Here is an 18,750-nt window from a genome sequence, read left to right as displayed (position 1 = left end):
GACCCATAGGATCTTTCCGTGCACCAGTCTCTCGTAGTCCTTGCATCGCCAGCCACCGTGGGCGCCGGGGTCTACATTTACTGGCAGCGGATGGCACCTGCCCTTACGGAACTGGGATGGCAGGTCACAATCCTCACCCCTGGCAGTCCAGGGAGCTCCACGCCCGAGCTGAATTTGAGACCTGCGGCGATTCGCTGGATCAGAACTGATCTGCGCAAACACTTGGAGCAAACGCAGGCGACGCACCTCATTACTTCAATCCCTCAGAGCGATATCCTCGTCCATTACGGCCTTGGACGTCCAACTATTCCATGGTTCACCTTTGCCCATGGCCAACCGTTCCCAGTCATGGGTCAGGCAAACCCGGTGAAAAGTCGCCTCTGGCGCGAAGCCTGGATCAATTCGGCTCGCGCATCGGACGGGATCCTCGCAGTCTCCCGGGAACTCGCTACCCAGGTAGGAGCATGGACCAGGATTCCCGTTCAGGTCGTGGGGCCATGCTTAAAAGAAGCAACGCCACAATTCGGGAAGACGATTGAGCCTCCCCTGCATGTCGCCTTTGTAGGCAGACTGAGTTACGAGAAAGACCCTCTTCTGTTCGGGGCCATCGCTCAGGCATCCAGAGACCTACCTGCCACCTTCCACGTCTACGGCGACGGCCCTCTGGGCACAGAACTCCGAAGAGAGTTCCCGTTCATGACATTCCATGGCCACACTCAAGATATGCTGAGTGCATATAAAAAGATGCATGTCCTGTTGATGACGTCTCGGAGTGAGGGACTCGGCATGGTCTCCCTAGAGGCATCACAAAGTGCGGTCGCACCTCTAGTCGCCGGGGTCGGCGGCGCAGGGGAAACGATACACCCGGACTTGCATTCACGCTTGATAGTGCCTAACAAGCAAAGGGGTAACGTGATTCAGTGGCGCGAGCGGATTCAGTGGCTCGCTGAAGCGGAAAACTGGTCTCGAGTCACGGCAATGCAGGCGCAATACGTCGCCACCACGTTCGACCCGAGCTCGGCAGCAACGCGTCTATCTCAGGCATTACTAAACGCCTGAGACCATAAAGGGGAAACAGATTGAAATTCATGGCGCGATGCCTGACGCTATTCGACCGCGAAGTCCTAAGGCATCTCCCGCCGCGAATCGGACTCAAACTCAGACTTGCAACCCTTCGACGTCTCGGCGCCATAATCGGTACCGGCGTGCAACTGGGGTCGGGCGTACGGATTTTGCATCCGCCGGGCCTCGTGCTCGAGGACGGGGCAAGTGTGGCCCGTGACGTGACTTTGGACGCTCGAGGCGGACTGACCCTCAAAAGGGATTGCCTCATCGGTTTCGAATCGATCCTCCTGACCTCAACGCATAACAGTGCCGAAGTGGGGATCCCGATCCAAGCGCAGGGAATGTATTTAGCGCCGGTCCTAATAGAAGAGCGCGCTTGGCTGGGCGCACGCACCGTAATGCTTCCCGGGACGACGGCAGGCACCGATTCAGTCGTCGGCACAGCGTCGGTCGTAACGAGAGACGTACCATGCGAGGCAATTGTCGTGGGAATCCCCGCGAAGGTGCTGCGCCAGCGCACATGATCCCTTTCCATCAGAAAGTAAGGCCGTATGCGGCGCAACTGATATCCGTTGGCGGGAGCGCCCTTCTGACGTTGGGATCCGCGTGGCTCCTCTCGACCGAGGATCGTGGACGACTAGCGACGGCGGTCATGATCACGGCCATTGGCGCCTACATTCTGGGCATGGGCCTCTCCTCACAATTGTTGTCGCTCTCTGCGCAGGGGCAAACCGCCAGGGCCGTCCGCTACGCGGACCGATATATTCCGCTTGGAACAGGTCTAGGCTGCACCGCATTCTTCTTGCTCTTGACGTTCAACGTTTTCCCCTCGCTATCGCCAGTCGACCTTGGACTTGCTGTCACTTCAGCATTGATCGGGGCCCTCCTGACTTTCTATTCCTGGATCGATTACGGAACGGGACGTTTTGCGCGGAGTACTATCCTGCGCGGGATCATTCCACTGACCGCATTTGTCTCGATTGGGCTAATTTCGGTCATTGAGAGCGAATATTCACTTTCAACAGGGCTCGGGGTCTACGCCGTCGCCAGCCTTACTGCGACGATCTGGTTGCGAGAGAAACTTCGCGGCGGCACATCAATGACGAAGCTCCGACTTACGGACATCATCGGCCGTTCGGCCGCGTTCTTCCTTGCACAGACACTCATGCTCTTTTGGCTGCGCGCACCGGTACTCGCTTCTTCGCTTCATCACTCACCCGCTATCACAGCCGTGGTCGGAATAGCGCTCAGTGTCGCGGAGTTGCAAAATTACCTCCCCCAAATGCGGGCCGCAATTACCTTCCAAGAAACCGCGGCCAGCAAAAGTCGGGGCTTGTCGATACCGCAATTGCGGTCAGCCCTCATAACCATGATTCCTGGAACAATTGCGGTGCTTCTCACTGCTTTGTGCATGAGTGTGCTCCTACCTCCCGACTACGCAGACCTGCCATACCTCGTACTCGCGGCCACCCCGGGAGTTGCTGCCCTTGCGGTCGGAGGCTCGGCAGCAAGCGTTCTCGCAGCGAGTCACCGAAGCGGGGTACAGGCATGCGTTCTCGTCATCACGCTGCTGCCCACCGTCGCGTGGCTGGCGTTCTCTTGGCCAGTGCCGCCAATCCAGCTCCTCAGCGCATGGAGCGTCGGCGCGCTATGCACAGGGGGCATCCTTGTAGGGTTAACAGTGACTCGGAGCGCAAAGTGATAGCCCTACGCCTTCGTGGCTCCGGCGCGTGTTTAGCAGTGCTCATGATTTCGCTGAGCCGACTGACCGGTGGGATTCTTGAGCGGTTGCTCGGCTCCAACCTTTGGCCCCTCGTCGCCCTCGCAACGGACGCCGTAGCTTTGGCGCTAATCCTCTGGGGTCTGTTAAGGCCGAACCCCGGGTTTGCATGGAGTACAGCGGGCAAACTTGGTTGGTCTATCGTCCTTCTGTTCGCGATCGGTTCTCTCCATCCAAACGTGCTTGGCACGTCGCTCAGCGTCTACTCTCTGCGCTCGATGATCCTGCCATTGGCTCTGGGGCTTGCGATGAGCCGAATGGAGATCTCCGCCGCCGCCGCCAAAAGGACCATCGGCGGGATTCTCCTAATCGCGACATTCGGACTCATGGTGGGGATGAGGCAGGCGATATGGGGACTTACGCCCGGCGAGACGTCCATGCTCATTGCCAACGGTTCCACATACCTTGCACACGGCGAGTCTCGCGTTCCAGGGCTCTTCACGTCTGGCCAAGAGTTCAGTCTATTCGCGGGGTTCATCGCGACATGGACGACAACCCGTATCCTCGTGCAAGGGGCCCGTGGCGAGAAGTTTACATACATCGCGTGGGCAGCCTCGCTGGCAGCGCTCAGTTTATCTCTTCAACGAGCGCCATTGTTCGCCTGCGCGGCCGCGATTAGCATTCTTCTATTAACAAAGTATTTACGCGGGAAGGCGCATTCGAGGATTGCGGTGCGGGTCACTGCTCTGATTGCCTTCTCAACTGGTGCCTTCTCGCTCCTGAGCGCCACGCAACCCGACCGCACAGCGGCGGTCCTCAAATCGATCGGTTCCGTGACGCAGTTGTCCGAAGACGACTCGTTCCAGACCCGCAGCATCGAAACCGTTCCGGTCGCCCTCCGCTTGATACTCCATCGCCCTGAGGGTTACGGGACCGGGTCTTCTGGACCGAATGCCAGCGCCGATCCCACGGCTTCCCCGCTATACCCTCACATTCTCGGAGGGATCGTGGCGGACAATGGTTATCTCATGTTCGCACTGCAGATTGGCATACTGGGAGCTCTGCTCTGCCTGCTATTTTTCTGCTTCACGATTCGACGCGGTGGTTTTGCCAGGAGCAGCGGCCCGACGGAGCTGGTTACCGCTTTGGTGACCTTCCTCGGCTTGGTCATGCTCCTCGGGGGATACTGGGGACTGGTTGGGGCTATGTCGACCTTCTGGATCTTGCTCGCGCTCAGTTCTGACTTGATCAGGCCGGAGGTTCCCGGCACGGTGCAGAGCACCGATGGGCTGAGTCCAAGGATCCGCTCAAGTCCGCACCAGAGTCGAGCACAATAGAGGCCTCCCATGTTGCTTCGCGCAAATCATTGCGCGAACTGGGCACCTGGGGCCGTTGAACGCTTTGGCCTCAGGCGGTCAGTAGGGGCTTTTGGGAGATGAGGGGGCAGGAGTCGCTCCAGAGCGGTGGCTGTCGGCTTCGTAGTTGGCTGCCAATGTCTTGAGTCTGACACTCACTGTGCCGTGCTGGCGTGCCGGAGTCTTGGAGCATAGCCCATTTGATGATGGCGGACTAGCGAGATCCGATCGCGTGCAACCGCCGCCGGGTTGAACGTGTTAAGCGAGTCATTGAGTGCCCGTAGGTCGTGCTGGTCGACACATTATCTACCGAGGTCTGCTGTACGAATGGATGACGGCATGACCTGCCCCGCCGTTTGCGTTCCAGTCTCGGTGACTAACTGGCGGCGGGGATGGTGTCGGCTTCCGAGAGCAGTTCGTACTCGATCGGGGTGCGAAGCCGAGTGCGGAGTAGCGGCACTTGTGGATCTCGATGTACTCGAAGATCGCGTTCGCCGAATCGCTCGCCCCGCGTCGTTCATCGGCGGCGGTTGAGGAGCTCGAACTGCATCGAGGATGCATACTGTGCCGCGATCCTCGACGCCTGCAGCCGCCGCTTCGTCCGCTGATCCATCGACTCCAAACAAGACGCCACCCCTCTGGTCAACGCCATAGGCATGAGTTGAGTCCCCGATAGTGGTGTAGCGCGGCCGCCGAGATCGTCACCGGCGTGTACGGAAGACGTAGATGCGGCCACCGCGTGATCCTTCGAGTGAACCTCTCACAGAACCCTCGAACGGAGTCATCACGATGACCGCACCACACATTCTCGACCCTGCCGGCCTGCTGGGTGAAGCCCTGGCCGAGGCGAGTCCGGATCTGATGCGTTCGCTGCTGCAGACGATCATCAACGCCCTGCTGTCCGCGGATGCCGACGCCGTCGTGGGCGCCGAGTACGGGCAGCCCACGCCGGGCCGCACGGCGCAGCGCAACGGCTACCGCCGTCGCCCGTTGGACACCCGGGTCGGCACGATCGACGTGGCGATCCCGAAGCTGCGGAAGGGCACCTACTTCCCGGAGTGGCTCCTGGAGCGCCGCAAGCGCTCGGAGTCCGCGCTGATCACGGTGGTGGCCGACTGCTATCTCGCCGGCGTCAGCACCCGGCGGATGGACAAGCTGGTCAAGACCCTGGGAATCGACTCCCTGTCGAAGTCGCAGGTCTCCCGGATGGCCGCCGAGCTGGATGAGCACGTCGAGCAGTTCCGCCACCGCCCCCTCGATGCTGCGGGCCCGTTCACCTTCGTCGCTGCTGACGCGCTCACGATGAAGGTCCGAGAGGGCGGCCGAGTGATCAACGCGGTGGTCCTGCTGGCCACCGGCGTCAACGGTGATGGGCACCGCGAGGTCCTCGGCATGCGCGTGGCCACGAGTGAGACCGGGGCGGCGTGGAACGAGTTCTTCGCCGACCTCGTCGCCCGCGGCCTGACCGGTGTCCGTCTGGTCACCAGTGACGCCCACCAGGGCCTGGTCGAAGCGGTCGCAGCGAACCTGCCCGGAGCCGCCTGGCAACGCTGCCGCACCCACTACGCCGCGAACCTCATGAGCGTGACCCCGAAAGCGATGTGGCCGGCGGTCAAGGCGATGCTGCACTCGGTCTACGACCAGCCCGACCGTCCCGCGGTGCACGCCCAGTTCGACCGGCTCCTGGACTACGTCCACGGCAAGCTGCCCGAGGTCCACGACCACCTCGACGCCGCCCGCGGCGACATCCTCGCCTTCACCGAGTTCCCCAAGGACGTATGGACCCAGATCTGGTCCAACAACCCCGCCGAGCGGCTCAACCGCGAGATCCGGCGCCGCACCGACGCCGTAGGCATCTTCCCCACCCGCGCAGCCATCGTCCGCCTGGTCGGAGCCGTCCTGGCCGAGCAGACCGACGAATGGGCCGAAGGCCGCCGCTACCTCGGACTCGACCTCCTGGCCCGCTGCCGCGTCAACCTCGTCCCCGACATCGACACCGAGATCGGAGCTGATCAACTGCCCGCCCTGACCGCCTAGACCCAAGAGAAGGAACGCAGCGCTACACCACTACCCGGGACTTGACCTAGGCATGTCATCCGCAACCGTCGCCCGAATCCAGAGGATCGACGAAGGACATGTTTGAGCGCCGCAACGAGCTCGTCCACGTCGACCCACGGAACCCAGTTCACCTCCTGAGATCACCCTCCCCGTGTTCGGCACTGGGTGAGTCGTGACCTAGCACTCGCTGGCACGGAGCCGGTGGTGCTTCCAGTTGATCACGTCGTCGGCGGTGACCACGCCGCGCAGCCGCTTGACCCTGGTGCGGGTCCTGGTAGGCCGTGGAGGCCGCCCCTGGCTCATGAGCAGCCTGACGGTGCGTTCGCAGACGTGATGCTCATCCCCATGGCTAGTTTCGGCGTGCATGCCCCCGTATCCGTAGGTGCCTCGGGAGGCGACGTAGACCTCGCGAATCACCCCGGTGAGCCATTGGCGGCGCAACTGCGGGAGGTCGTGGTCGTGGAAGTCCGCTTCTGCTTCTAGTAGTTGTGCCGTGCCACTCCCAGGACCCGACAGCAGCGATCGGCCGGGCCCCGGCGTCGACGAGATCGATCACTGGGTGGAGCCTTTGGGGCGGGGCTCGTCCTCACCCAGGAACTTCGCCGCCTGACGGACGACACCAGCTCGGTCTCGAGCTCGCGGATGCGCCGGCGAGCTGCCTGGAGCTCTGCTGATTCGGTGGTGGTGGTCCCGGGGATCTCGCCACGATCGTTGCCCTCCTGCTTGACGCACTTGGACAGCGTGACGGGGCAAGTATCGAGCTCGTGGGCGGTCCGCTTCTTAGGTTCGCCCGCACGGAGCGCGGCGGTCAGGCGCGGAACGCGGGCGGGTGGGGACAAGGCGCGATGCCCAACCTTCCAAGAGAGCCCGCGACTCATCATCCAATCGGGTAACCAACCCGTGGGGCAACTCACGGTGTGACCTGCCGTGCCGTGCTCCCGACTTAGTCATCCTTGGACCTAGTCAGAAGCGCAGGTACGCACCCAGAGCCATAAGCGTCTAACTGGACACCTGAGCTACAGCTCGCGACTGACTCCGAGAGCGATCATCGCGAAGAAGCGCGCATACCGCGACGAGAGTTCTTGGTCGCTCGCGCCCCGCATGCTCGCAAGGGCGCCAGACGCAAGAGACCGTCTCAGAGAACTTGTCTCAACCAATGCTCGGAGGGAGTCGGCCAGGGATTGTGGCTGCCTACTGGCGAACAAGCTTCCACTGACGCCTTCCGTCACGAGCTCGCGCGGGCCACCCTCATCAGCAACGACAATCGGACGGCCGCGAGCCAAGTACTGCAGTACGTTCTGACCGAGAGGTTCGGGCCGGGTGGAACATTGAACACATATGTCGAACTGATCGATGTGCTGGACAACATCCTCGACATGGCCGGTGAACTCTACAATGTCTGCCACTCCAAGTTCCGAACTAAGCTTGCGTAGCTCACCCTCGAAACCGGCGTGGCCGAAGGAAGTTCCTCCGACGAGGACGACCGCGATCTTTCTCCTGATGTCGCTCGGAAGCAGAGATACAGCCCTCAGGAGGACCTCTTGACCCTTCCAGGGGTCGAGCCGCGCAACCATGCCCACCGTGATCCGCGACCCCGCTTCAAGTCTGCGGAGATCCGCAACCGTTGGGTACGCGTCATCAGCGATAGCCGTTCCGGTATGACTCCAGATCGTTTCGCATGCAGCCGGTCGCCGAATATGCCGTTCCGCCGTCCTTAATGTGGCGTCAGAGTTCGCAATCACACCCTCAGCCCTATGTTTGAGAATCCATGACAGGGCGCGTTCACCAAACGAACCCAGCGACTCTCGGTCTACTCGATCCCGAAGATGTACAACCAGTGGCTTGCGGGTGAGCCAAGCAGCGACGGCACCGTAAACGGCTGACCGCGAAGTGTTCGCATGCACGACATCAGCCCGTCTAAACTCGCGGGACGCGCATAACAGAACGGCCGAAAGCACAATCTTCGCCCCCATCGCGAGAGGTTCGATGACCCGCGGCAGGTTAGTAAGCGACCTCGCTTGGTGCCTAGGTCCGCTGGCGCGCAGACATCCCTTCTCGGCCTCTTGAGCGAAGACCCCGGGGACACCCACACCGCGGGGTACAAAGACCACGGGCTCCCATGATGCGTCTCTAACCATTCGACGCAACGCGAGCTCGGCTCCGCCAGGCTCCACGGAATGATCGAGATGGGCCACCCGAAGGCGTCTATCGATGGGCGTTTTCATACTGCGCTCCAGACTGGCTGCTCCACGTGCCTATTCACCGACTAATCCTTCGCGCCGCGCCGGAACTCCACGAAATCCCGGACGGTTTGATTGAGGGAAATAGTCGGCTCCCAGCCAGTTAGATGCCTAAGCTTATCGGGAGATCCAAAGAGTTGCTTGGGGTCATTGGGGCGCACCCTAGCCTCATCAAGAACGGTCTCAACTGTACGGCCGACCTCGCAACTTCGCAGAACCGCCAGGAGTTCCTCCCCAGTCGTGGCGGTCCCAGAACAGACGTTCACGGTGGTTAGATTCTGCAGGTCACTTTCGAGCAGCAATCGATAGGCGCGGACTACGTCGCGAACGTCTGTGTAGTCGCGACTCGTCGTCAGGTCGCCGGTCATGAAGCGATCGCCATTAGTACGCTCGGCCTGCGTGAGGCCATCGTAGAGGTCAGGGAGCAAAAAGCCAGAGGCTTGGCCTGGACCGAAGTGATTAAACGGTCTTGCAACCATCCACCTTCCGCCACGGCCCGCGTAGTACGCAGCCTGATGCTCCGTCAATATCTTGCTGACTACGTAAGGTGACCCGTGCCCGAGAACTCCGTCCTCCCTGATTGGCATCGCGGCTGAACTGGAGTATACGGCCCCGCTACTGATTAAGAGGACCAATGTCTGCGGAGACTTCTTCAGGAGGTATTCCCCCAAGTTTGTCACCATTGAACTATTAGTGTTTATATACTGCTGCGGCGAGCCAAACGAGGGGCCAACGGCGGCCAAAGCTGCGAGATGAACAACTGCGTCAACGGCAGGAAGATCCGGAAGTGGCTTCGTCATGTCGTGGGCCCTGTAGTAGTCGACACTCAGCTCCTCACCGGCTGACCCTCCTGATCCGAGACCGAGCACGACATGTCCTGCCTGCTTGAGTTCTCGCACCAGGTGGCGTCCAACGAATCCCTGCACGCCCGTAACAAGCACGTCCATGGTGCTCCTAATGCTCAGTGATGGCGGGGGCAATCTCACCTGAGCGAAGTTGGATATCGTGGGCCACCATTCTGCTCACAAGTCCCCTGAAATCGACTTCCCTCTTCCAACCTAGAACCCGCTCCGCCTTACTCGGATCACCCAGAAGAATATCAACTTCTGCAGGTCTCATGAACTGCGGGTCCTGCCGAACATATGGGCGCCAGTCCACGATTCCTATCTCCGCGAAGGCCAGGGTCAAGAAGTCCTCAATTGAGTGCGTTTCGCCAGTTGCCAAGACAAAGTCGTCCGGTTCCGAATGCTGGAGGATCTGCCACATTCCGCGGACATAGTCGCCCGCATACCCCCAATCCCGCTTAGGCCAGAGATCTCCCAGAACGATCTCCTTCTGAAGACCCAAGTGGATACCCGCCACAGCGTTCGTTATTTTCCGGGTGACGAACTCAAGGCCTCTCCGCTCTCCTTCATGATTGAACAAGATCCCCGTCGACACGAACATCCCATAGCTCTCACGATAGTTGCGTGCGATCCAATGGGCATACAGTTTCGCCACCCCATAAGGACTTCTCGGGTGAAAAAGGGAGTCTTCGTTATATCCTGGTCCAGGCCGATTGTAGTCAAGTCCGCCGAACATTTCCGAAGTGGATGCTTGGTAGAATCTAACCTGCTCGGCGAGGCCAGTGATGCGAACCGCTTCAAGCAGGTTCAGCACCCCCTTGGCCGTGATGTCACTGGTCAACTGAGGGTTCCGGAACGAATATCCGACGTGCGAAACCGCGCCCAAGTTGTAGACCTCGTGCGGATCTGCAACCGTTAGTGCATTTATTAGCGACGTCTGATCTGTTAGATCCGCCTCGATCAGATTCAGAAACGGAAACTCGCGCTCTACCGCCTCCCGCCGCGCGTTGCGCTGGCCGCGGATCAAGCCGTAGATCTGGTAACCCTCCGAGTGGAGTAGCTCTACTAGGTGGCCACCATCTTGCCCAGTTATCCCAGTAACAAAAGCACGCTTAGGGTTTGTCATAGGAAACATTCCGTCCTGTATCGATTGAAGCTGGATGCGTTTGCAACTCTTCGACAACTCGGTTCAAGCGACGTCCGAACGCCTCTTCGCCGAACTCAGAAGCTCGCGCCTTGATTCGTTCGGGGTCCCAGGCCCGGCGCTTGAGCCTCTCAATTGCATCTACGATGAACTTCGGTGTTGGCTCATCGAAGAACACGCCTGTCTCGTTCTCAATCACGGTGTCCAAGAACCCGCCCCAGCGCAGCACGGCGGACGGCACTCCGTGGGCCGCAGCCTCCAGGGGAGTCAAGCCAAAGTCTTCATGACTGGCGGCGATCAAGCCAGCCGCTCGGGCGTAGGCAACCTGCATCTCCGCGTCCGACAAGCCCTGAACAAATTTCACGTTCTTTCCGGCAGTGCGTATCAGTTCATCCTGCTCCGGACCGCTACCGATCACAAGGAGACGTTGATGCGGAAGCGACCTAAAGGCCTCCACGATTGGCCGCACGTTCTTGTACGGTAAAAGCCTTGACACGACTAGGAAGTAGCCCTCCTGGGGCAGCCTGTCTGTGCCCCCGGAGTTGCCAGGAATATTTGTCGGCAATGTCAACGGCGCTGGGAGAATGGCCGATTCGCGACCGTATGTGCGCGCAATGCGATCCTGCGTGACCGTGGATATTGCAAGGTAAACGTCCGCGGAACTGGCCGCCCTACGGTCCCACCTCTTGAGCAGTGGGGACAGAAGCCTCTGGCTAACTCGAGCGAGCGTCCCCGCCGTTTCGCCCAGGTATCTGTCAGGTTCATAGAGCCATCGCGCAGGCGCATAACAGTAGACGATCTTTTTTCCCCGAGTGCGGAACCCGTGCGCCCAGCCGCTGCTACTAGCTATTACAAGATCGGCTTCGACTTTGACGGATCGACTAGCCAACGCCAAGAAGGGAAATGCGAGCCGATGATGCTTGCGGAATACGGGTATGCGGTTGAGCCAAGAGGTCCGAACCTCTAGTTTTTGAAACTCTGGATATGTACCTGCCGGGTCATACAGCGTTGTGTAGATCGGCGCGTCTGGGTACAGCCGACTTAGCGCTAAGACTACGCGCTCAGCGCCACCACGCTGGGTCAGGTAGTCATGCGCGATAGCTATTCGAGGCGGACGAGCCACGTCCGCCGCCTTTGTGTCCTTCATGTGACGCACCTCACTATCAAGACATTCCCTTCCTGCGCTTCGCGCAAGCATCGCACGACCCGTGAAGTTCTATCGGATAGGGGCGCTCGCGGAACGAAGCGCGGCACCCATTCGTAACTGACGACGCAAGCACTCAGCCCGCGCGAACCACCTTGGGTTCCCTGAACGGACTCGGGCTCTCTGCCTTGATCCTCGGGCTGCAGCTGTGGTGGCGGCGAGGGTCCGTCGTAGCTTCTTGTCCCTTGAACGGCGTCGCATTCGAGCTGGGCTCGTAGCCCTGGCCTCCGAGGGCTGATCCGAGGGGACCTGAATGCTTCAAGGCGCCACCCAGCGTGTTTCCGTCGGGCTGCCAGTCGGCACCGCACGGGAGAGCTCGCGGCGCCCCTTGGATTGGTGTCTCGCGTGTGTCTTGGGTTGGCGAGCTCTGTGGTCACCGCGTGGGCACTATGAACCCAACGCGGGCTACTTGGTCGCGCGTCGATGAGGTTTCACTGAAGGAGTGATCACTGCCGCTTTGAGTGCAGTGGACGCCACGGACCCTTATCCGGTCATCAGTGAGGTGCTCTAAGCGCCGCTTCTGGGTACGGACGATCCAGAACCGACCCACAGGAGGATCGAGATGGCCACCGGCTACAACGTGCCCGGCATGACCGCGAAGGACAGCAAGACCGTCATCGAGGCGCTGCAGGACAGGCTCTACGCCTACAACGACCTGCACCTGACCCTCAAGCACGTGCACTGGAACGTCGTCGGGCCCAACTTCATCGGCGTCCACGAGATGATCGACCCGCAGGTCGAGGCCGTGCGCGGGTTCGCCGACGACACCGCGGAGCGGATCGCCACCATGGGCGGCGTCCCGATCGGCACCCCCGGCGCCCTGGTCAAGGGCCGCTCGTGGGACGAGTACTCCCTCGGCCGTGACACCGTCCAGGCCCACCTCGGCGCCCTCGACCTGGTCTACACCGGGATCATCGAGAGCAACCGCAAGGCGATCGAGGAGGCCGGCGAGCTCGACCCGATCACCGAGGACCTGCTGATCTCCCAGACCTCCGAGCTCGAGCAGTTCCACTGGTTCGTCCGCGCCCACCTGGAGAACTCGTCCGGCCAGTTGAGCACCAGCGGTGCCGCGACCGAGACGCAGGCGGCGAAGAAGGCCAAGAACAAGAAGTAAGACCCCAGCACGGAAGCACCCTCCGTGGCCCTGCCCGCATGTGATCACCACCGTGCGGGTTGGGCCGCGGAGGGTGTCTTCATGTGTGAGGGCAAGAGCGGTCACCCGGCGTTCATGCTCGGTTCACCGACGCCGGAGATCGTCCCCCGCATGAAGCAGAAGATCGCCGTCCTCGCCCTCCCCCTCCTCGCCGCCGCCACGGTCACCGGCGCCGCCCTGGTCGCCGCCCCGGCGTACGCCGACGAGCTGCGTTGCGCCGGCAGCCTCGGCGCCACGACCGTGGACGACGACCTGGTGGTCGCCTCAGGCACCACCTGTCGGCTCAACGGCACCCGGGTCGAGGGCAACATCGAGGTCAAGTCCGGCGCCACGCTGATCGCCAGCGGCGTCCGCGTCGACGGCAACATCCAGGGCGAGAACTTCACGCGCGTCGTGGTGAAGCCGCGCAAGGGCGACCGCTCCCGCGTGGACGGCAACATCCAGCTCGAGGACGGCGGCAAGGGCCGCATCGTCCGCAGCGTCGTCGACGGCGACATCCAGCTCGAGGACAACGCCGGCCGGTTCGTCGTGCGGCGCAACGTCGTCGACGGGAACCTGCAGTGCGAGGACAACAGCGTCCGTCCCGTGGGCAACCGCAACCGGGTGGCGGGTGACAAGGAAGGGCAGTGCCGGCGGATGTGAGGGTCAGAGGAGGGTGAACTTCTGGCCCATGCGCTCGTTGGAGTCCTCGGTCGCTGACTCGATGCACGCGCCGCCGACCTGGAGCCCGATCCGTCCAGGGGTGCGCCGCGACTCGGTGACGCTGAGCTGGACCCGCTCCGCCCCCTCGCCGTCGGCCAGCACGGCGTAGGGGCGGGGGGTCTCCCCCGCGTTCTCCACGTTCCAGCCGGCCGACTCCAGCGCGTCGGCGGCCGCGGCGACCCGGGCCGCGACGTCGCCGTCCCCACCTGTCAGCGTGCCACCGCCCAGCACCTGCATCGACTGCTGCGGGTCCACGCCGCACATCCGCCACTCCGCGTCGGCGTCGGTGACCTCGAAGCCCGCACCCGCGAGCACGTCGACGGCGTCGCGGAACCGGCTCTCCACCCGCTCCTTCGCCGACGACAGCGCCGACGAGGACTTCGCGGGATCGGGGTCGTCCCCGCACGCACCCAGCATGAGCACCAGCATGGCACCCGATGCCAGTGCCCGCGCCAGGCCGCCTCTCACTCCGCGCCCCGTCACCCCAGGCCCCGTCACTCCATGCCCCGCGTCTGCGATCGGCCCGGGACCCCGCTGGTCGGCTCGCGGTCGATCTCCGGGTCCCGCGGCAGGTCGTACCAGGGGTCGTAGGAGTGCTCGGCGCGGTTGACCTCGTCGCCGTGGCCGTCGACGATCAGCCCGATGTTGTAGAGCGACTCCGTGTCCACCGAGAGGTAGTTGGAGTGGGCAGCGTCCCAGTTGCGGATGTCCTCCCGGTCCACCCGCTCGGCCTCGAAGCGGACGGCACCGAAGTCGTCGGACGACGGGTCCCGGCCCAGGCCGATGCCGCCCTTGCCCATCCAGCCCTCGTCGCCCAGGACCGCGACGATGTCGCGGCTGTCGCGCCCCACGAAGACGTGGTCGCGCCCCACGCTGAAGTCACCGGCGTCGTCGGCCGGGCCGGCCCCCGGGCTGCCGACCAACACCACGTCGTCGGCGGCCAGGTCGAACTCGCCGGTCGCGTACGAGGTCGTGGTCGAGCCGTAGCTGTGGCCGATCGCGGTCAGGTGCGCCGGGTCGTCGCCGCGGCTGGCGCGCAACCCGTCGACCGCGTCGGCCAGCCGGCGACCGCCGTCCTCGGCCCGGCCCTCGGTCGCGGTCGCCGGGTCGATCGGACCGTCCGGGGCGTCGTACCCCAGCCAGAACATCGCCGCCACGCTCGACCCGTCGCCGTTGTAGCGCGTGGACTCGTAGAGGTTGTACATCTGCCCCGTGTAGCCGCCGACCTTGCTCATGTCGGTGGTGATGCCCGGGGTGAAGACCGCGACGTCCTTCGCGGTGTCCAGGTCGCCCACCGTGACCGCCACCCGGCCGTCCCCGTCGAACGCGGTCGGGTCGTAGAGCCACAGCTGCGCCCCGGGCTTGCCGTCGCCCAGGGGGTCCTCGTACTCCTCGGCGTTGCGCAGCGCCGTGTCGGTCTGCCGGGCGTTCTCCAGGGCCTTGCGCTCGGCCGGGTCGATCGTCCCGTCCTCCTCCTTCGCGCCCAGCCTGGCCAGGTCGCCGTCGAGCAGCACCCGGTTGGCGTCGTCGCGAGCCCCCGCGGGCAGCCCGTCGGCGCTGCCGATCACCGACGGGTACGCCGCGGTGACCGCCTCCCGCGCGGCGTCGTCGAGGTCGGCCCACCAGTCGGCGACCTGCTCGGGCGAGGAGTCCGGGCCCGGCGCCCCCGGCTTGGCCATCGCGTCCCGCGCGGTGTCGCTGACCCCGCCCAGGTCGGAGAGCGCGTCGCCCAGGTCGGTGGCGGACTCGAAGGTGCGGCGCACCAGGTCCTCCGCGGCCTGCACCTGGGAGAGCCAGGCGTCCCGGTCGGTGACCCAGTCGTCCATCCGGGCGGCCAGGTGGGTGGCCCGGCTGCGCAGCGCGGCGAGGATCTGCGGGGTCGGGTCGAGCGTCGACTCGATGTCGGAGATCAGGTCGTCGCGCTGCCCGTGGAGCGCCGTACGCCGGTCGCGCAGCTGCTCGTAGCTGCGCAGCAGGTCGCGCAGCGTGTCGGCGTACGCCGTGACGCCGTGGGCGACGCGCTTGACCGTTGCGGCCATCGACGCATGCTCCCCCGAGGCCCGGCTCGCCGCGCCGCGGTAGGCCTCGAACGCCTGGCCGAACCAGACGCCGGCGCCGTCCTTGGCGCTCGCGGCGGTGTCGCCGAACTCCTCGAACCGGGAGGCCGTGGTGTAGAGCCGCTCGGCGAGCGAGTCGGCCGCGCCGGGCTCGCCCTCGGGGCGGGTCACCGGCGGCAGCGGCGCCGGGACGGGGATCGTGACCGTCACCGCTCCGGCCCCAGCCGGCCGTCGAGGTTGCTGAAGTCCTGCGCCTGGCCCTGGTCGGTGCCGGAGAAGTCGGTGGCCGTGGCCTGCAGGGCGGTGACGAACCCGGCGGCGATCTCCCGGCTCTCCCCCGCGTAGCCGGACCACGCGGTGAGGAACGACCGAGCCGCACCCCGGGCGCTGGAGCCCAGGCCGCCGACCGGCGCGCCCGACAGCTCCTGGCCGGCGTCCTTCATCAGCGCCTCGAGCTCCTCCCAGCGCCCCGGCAGGCCCGCCCCGCCGTTCTCCCACTGGATCTGCGACATCAGGCCACCCCCCGCCCGTCGAGCCCCGCCACCAGCTCCCGGGCGACGTCTGCGCCCACCGCGTGCTCGACGCCACGGAACCGCAGCACCAGCCGGAGGCTCGCCTCCACGGCGACCAGCTGGAGCTCCTCGCGGCCCTGCCAGGCCTCGGCCTCGACGCCCGCCCGGTCACCGGCGCGCCCGGCCAGCACCCGCGGCAGGCCCCGGGGCGGGAGCGTCACGTGCCACCCCTGATCGCGCAACGCATCCGCGGCCGCCAGCAGCCGCTCCCGCAACGGGCGACCCACCAGCTCCTCGGGCAGCTGGTCGGCGGTCTGGGTCACCTCGCGGCGCACCCGGTCCGGCTCGCCGCCGGGGATCCACCGCGCCTCCCAGCGGGCGGGCACCGGGCCCAGGTCACCGACGAGGCGGACCCACAGACGTCGTACGCCGGACTCCTCGCGGGCGGCGACCATCGCCGGGTCGGGCGCGACCGGCGTGCCCGGGGGCGTCGGCACCGCTCGGCCGGCCTCGGCCGGCAGGATCACCACGTCGACCTGGGGGTGCCGTCGGCGGACCACCGACCAGAAGGGGTCGTCCGCGACCAGCCGGGTCGCGTCGTCGAGAGGATGGCTCACGACCGGACCTTGCCCCGTCCGGAACTGGTCCAAACCAGCTCATTCCCGGGTCTCTGCCTCACGCCGGGGACGCGTGGAGTGCCGCTCCAGGTGCGGGCACCTGTCGCCATACTTTCGGCGACATCGCCACGTACGGCGCCACCTGCGGATCGTCCTCATGTCCTGCTCCCTCCCCCGTCCCGAGGCTGCTGAGCGCCCCGGGAGGTTGACCGTAGGGAGCAGGCGAGCACCACCGCATACCGCAGACACGGGAAGCGTCCTGTGACCTGGGTCACAGGTCTGCGCGATCGGCGGATCGGCCATCGCGGTTTGCGGCCCGCGACCGGTGCGGTGAGAGGATCGCGAGCATGCAACACGTGGCTCGGGGACTGACCGCACTCCTCTGCACCGGGATCCTGGTCGCCGGCACCGGAGGGTGCGCCGGAGCCGACTCGGGCGACCAGCCCAGCCGCCCCAGCCCCGGCGCTGCCGCCGTCGCGATGGACGGCGGGAGCAAGGTCGCCACCGCCGACACCTCCGGCCTGGTGGCCGGCGACGGCAGCGACAAGCGTCCGAACATCGTCATGGTGCTGACCGACGACATGCGCGCCGACGAGCTCGAGCAGATGCCGAAGACGCAGGCGCTGATGCGCGAGCGCGGCCTGGACTTCACCGACGCCGTCTCCCCGCACCCGCTGTGCTGCCCGGCCCGCGCCGAGCTGCTCACCGGGCAGTACGCCCAGAACAACGGCGTACGGCACAACGAGTCGAAGTACGGCGGCTACTCGCGGATCAAGACCGCCAACACGATCGGCACCTGGTTCGCCAGGCAGGGCTACAACACCGGCTTCATCGGCAAGCACGCCAACGGCTACGAGCACGACAGCCCCCGCGACCCCGGGTGGCACGTGTGGGAGCCGATCACCGGCAACCCCACCGACTACTACCGGTTCCGCTTCTTCGGCAACGAGGAGTGGCGCGACGACTACGTGACCGACCGGATCACCGAGAAGACCAACAGCGCGGTGCGCGCGATGGCCGCCGCCGACCGGCCCTTCCTGCTCTTCTCCAACCACATCGCCCCGCACGAGCGCCAGCAGTACGGCCCCCAGGGCCTCACCGAGGCGCCGCCGGCCAAGCGGCACGCCGGCTTCAAGATCGACCAGGTCGCGCCCCCGATCAAGGCCAAGTCCTACAAGCGCGCGGTCGTCGGCGGCCTGCCCCGCAAGACCCCGGTCAAGAAGCGGATCAAGACCAGCAAGGTGCAGAAGAAGTGGGAGGCGCGGGTGCGCTCCCTGCAGTCCGTCGACGACGGCGTGGCCAGCCTCTTCGCCGAGCTCGACGACGCCGGCGAGGCGGAGAACACCTACGTCGTCTTCACCTCCGACAACGGGTTCAGCCTCGGCGAGCGGCGGCTGTTCAAGAAGAACAACCTGGTCCAGGAGTCGCTGCGGGTGCCGATGATCTTCACCGGTCCGCGCGTGCCTGCCGGGAAGACCTCCGACCTGCCGGTGACCCTCGTCGACCTGGTCGCCACCATCGCCGACCTCGGCGGGGTCAAGCCGCGGCTCGACGTCGACGGCGCCTCCTTCAAGCGCACCCTGCTCGGCGGCAAGCAGCCCTGGCGCGACACCACGCTGATCCAGACCGGCGACAAGTACCAGCCGCGCAAGCACCGCAACCTGCGCTGGAAGGGCTGGGCGCTGCGCGGCGTGCGCACCGAGCGCTACACCTACGCCCGCGACGTCAACAACGGCGACCGGATGCTCTTCGACCGCGCCCGCGACCCGTGGGAGATGCGCAACGTCGCCCGCGCGCCGAAGTACCGGCGTACGGCGGCCGAGCTCGACCGCCGGACGAACAAGCTGATGCGGTGCGCCGGCGACAACTGCAACCGGACCTTCGGCAAGGTGCCCGGCCCGCGCTGAGCCTCCCCCGGCCTGGGGCGGCGTCTCCTGCCGGATCGTCCCCGGCCGCGGAGTTGGCGATTTCCCGATCACCGCCGCATCGGTGGCATTACCGTGCTGACGCGGCATGTCGTGGTGCGCCTGGGCACCCGCGTCCTTCCCCCGGACGCCCGTCGTACTCCCTCACCCCCC

At 64.6% G+C, this 18,750-nt stretch carries 17 protein-coding genes; 8 read left to right on the top strand and 9 right to left on the bottom strand.

From position 1 onward, the window contains the following. Positions 1-18 precede the first annotated feature (18 nt). The 5 genes from H8838_RS03155 (at position 19) to H8838_RS03140 (ending at position 6,177) form a co-directional block, all read left to right on the top strand. Positions 19-1,059, top strand: coding sequence for a glycosyltransferase family 4 protein (locus tag H8838_RS03155; protein WP_185996567.1), 1,041 nt, complete (start codon positions 19-21; stop codon positions 1,057-1,059). 29 nt (positions 1,060-1,088) lie between these two features. Continuing rightward, positions 1,089-1,589 (top strand): acyltransferase, encoded by a 501-nt coding sequence (locus H8838_RS20325; RefSeq protein ID WP_397181601.1) that lies wholly within the window; start codon positions 1,089-1,091, stop codon positions 1,587-1,589. Positions 1,590-1,717: 128 nt separating this feature from the next. Further along, the gene (locus H8838_RS03150) at positions 1,718-2,767 is read left to right on the top strand and encodes a hypothetical protein (RefSeq protein WP_185996566.1); all 1,050 of its coding nucleotides are present in this window, start codon (positions 1,718-1,720) and stop codon (positions 2,765-2,767) included. A gap of 44 nt (positions 2,768-2,811) precedes the next feature. Further along, a complete protein-coding gene (locus H8838_RS03145; RefSeq protein WP_185996565.1) occupies positions 2,812-4,122 on the top strand; it encodes a hypothetical protein in 1,311 nt (436 codons plus the stop codon). Between the two features lie 807 nt (positions 4,123-4,929). Beyond that, a complete protein-coding gene (locus tag H8838_RS03140; RefSeq protein ID WP_191465627.1) occupies positions 4,930-6,177 on the top strand; it encodes an IS256 family transposase in 1,248 nt (415 codons plus the stop codon). 198 nt (positions 6,178-6,375) lie between these two features. Here the strand turns inward: H8838_RS03140 and H8838_RS20165 are convergent, their stop codons facing one another. From H8838_RS20165 to H8838_RS03120, 5 genes are all read right to left on the bottom strand, one after another. Next, positions 6,376-6,501 (bottom strand): hypothetical protein, encoded by a 126-nt coding sequence (locus H8838_RS20165; protein ID WP_263458202.1) that lies wholly within the window; start codon positions 6,499-6,501, stop codon positions 6,376-6,378. A 713-nt stretch (positions 6,502-7,214) separates the two neighbouring features. Beyond that, positions 7,215-8,336 (bottom strand): glycosyltransferase family 4 protein, encoded by a 1,122-nt coding sequence (locus tag H8838_RS20320; RefSeq protein WP_224766554.1) that lies wholly within the window; start codon positions 8,334-8,336, stop codon positions 7,215-7,217. Positions 8,337-8,464: 128 nt separating this feature from the next. Then, positions 8,465-9,385, bottom strand: a complete 921-nt coding sequence (locus tag H8838_RS03130; protein WP_185995186.1) for an NAD-dependent epimerase/dehydratase family protein — start codon at positions 9,383-9,385, stop codon at positions 8,465-8,467. A gap of 7 nt (positions 9,386-9,392) precedes the next feature. Continuing rightward, entirely contained in the window at positions 9,393-10,409 is a 1,017-nt protein-coding gene (locus H8838_RS03125) for a GDP-mannose 4,6-dehydratase (protein ID WP_185995187.1), read from the bottom strand. Further along, the gene (locus H8838_RS03120; RefSeq protein WP_185995188.1) at positions 10,396-11,574 is read right to left on the bottom strand and encodes a glycosyltransferase; all 1,179 of its coding nucleotides are present in this window, start codon (positions 11,572-11,574) and stop codon (positions 10,396-10,398) included. The genes H8838_RS03125 and H8838_RS03120 overlap by 14 nt, the downstream gene beginning before the upstream one ends. Positions 11,575-12,193: 619 nt before the next feature. Here H8838_RS03120 and H8838_RS03115 point away from each other — a divergent pair. Together H8838_RS03115 and H8838_RS03110 are read left to right on the top strand one after the other, a co-directional pair. Continuing rightward, positions 12,194-12,745, top strand: coding sequence for a Dps family protein (locus H8838_RS03115; protein ID WP_185995189.1), 552 nt, complete (start codon positions 12,194-12,196; stop codon positions 12,743-12,745). Between the two features lie 81 nt (positions 12,746-12,826). Next, positions 12,827-13,426, top strand: coding sequence for a hypothetical protein (locus tag H8838_RS03110; protein ID WP_224766343.1), 600 nt, complete (start codon positions 12,827-12,829; stop codon positions 13,424-13,426). A gap of 3 nt (positions 13,427-13,429) precedes the next feature. On the opposite strand, the gene H8838_RS03105 is transcribed toward H8838_RS03110, so the two are convergent. The 4 genes from H8838_RS03105 to H8838_RS03090 form a co-directional block, all read right to left on the bottom strand. After that, a complete protein-coding gene (locus tag H8838_RS03105; protein WP_185995190.1) occupies positions 13,430-13,915 on the bottom strand; it encodes a hypothetical protein in 486 nt (161 codons plus the stop codon). Positions 13,916-13,980: 65 nt separating this feature from the next. Then, on the bottom strand, positions 13,981-15,753 hold the full coding sequence (locus tag H8838_RS03100; protein ID WP_185995191.1) for an alpha/beta hydrolase: 1,773 nt from the start codon (positions 15,751-15,753) through the stop codon (positions 13,981-13,983). Next, positions 15,750-16,055: a hypothetical protein gene (locus H8838_RS03095; RefSeq protein ID WP_185995192.1), complete on the bottom strand. Its 306-nt coding sequence runs from the start codon at positions 16,053-16,055 to the stop codon at positions 15,750-15,752. The genes H8838_RS03100 and H8838_RS03095 overlap by 4 nt, the downstream gene beginning before the upstream one ends. Then, positions 16,055-16,672 carry a hypothetical protein gene (locus tag H8838_RS03090; protein WP_185995193.1) on the bottom strand — a complete coding sequence of 206 codons (618 nt, stop codon included), beginning with the start codon at positions 16,670-16,672 and terminating at the stop codon, positions 16,055-16,057. Before H8838_RS03090 ends, H8838_RS03095 begins: the two co-directional genes overlap by 1 nt. Positions 16,673-17,019: 347 nt before the next feature. On the opposite strand from H8838_RS03090, the gene H8838_RS03085 reads away from it, so the two are divergent. Beyond that, positions 17,020-18,579 (top strand): sulfatase family protein, encoded by a 1,560-nt coding sequence (locus tag H8838_RS03085; RefSeq protein ID WP_185995194.1) that lies wholly within the window; start codon positions 17,020-17,022, stop codon positions 18,577-18,579. The last annotated feature ends 171 nt before the right edge of the window (positions 18,580-18,750 follow it).

Origin of the sequence: Nocardioides campestrisoli, assembly GCF_013624435.2 — a bacterium.
In the GTDB taxonomy this organism is placed as follows: domain Bacteria; phylum Actinomycetota; class Actinomycetes; order Propionibacteriales; family Nocardioidaceae; genus Nocardioides; species Nocardioides campestrisoli.
This window is presented reverse-complemented; position numbering and strand designations above follow the sequence as displayed.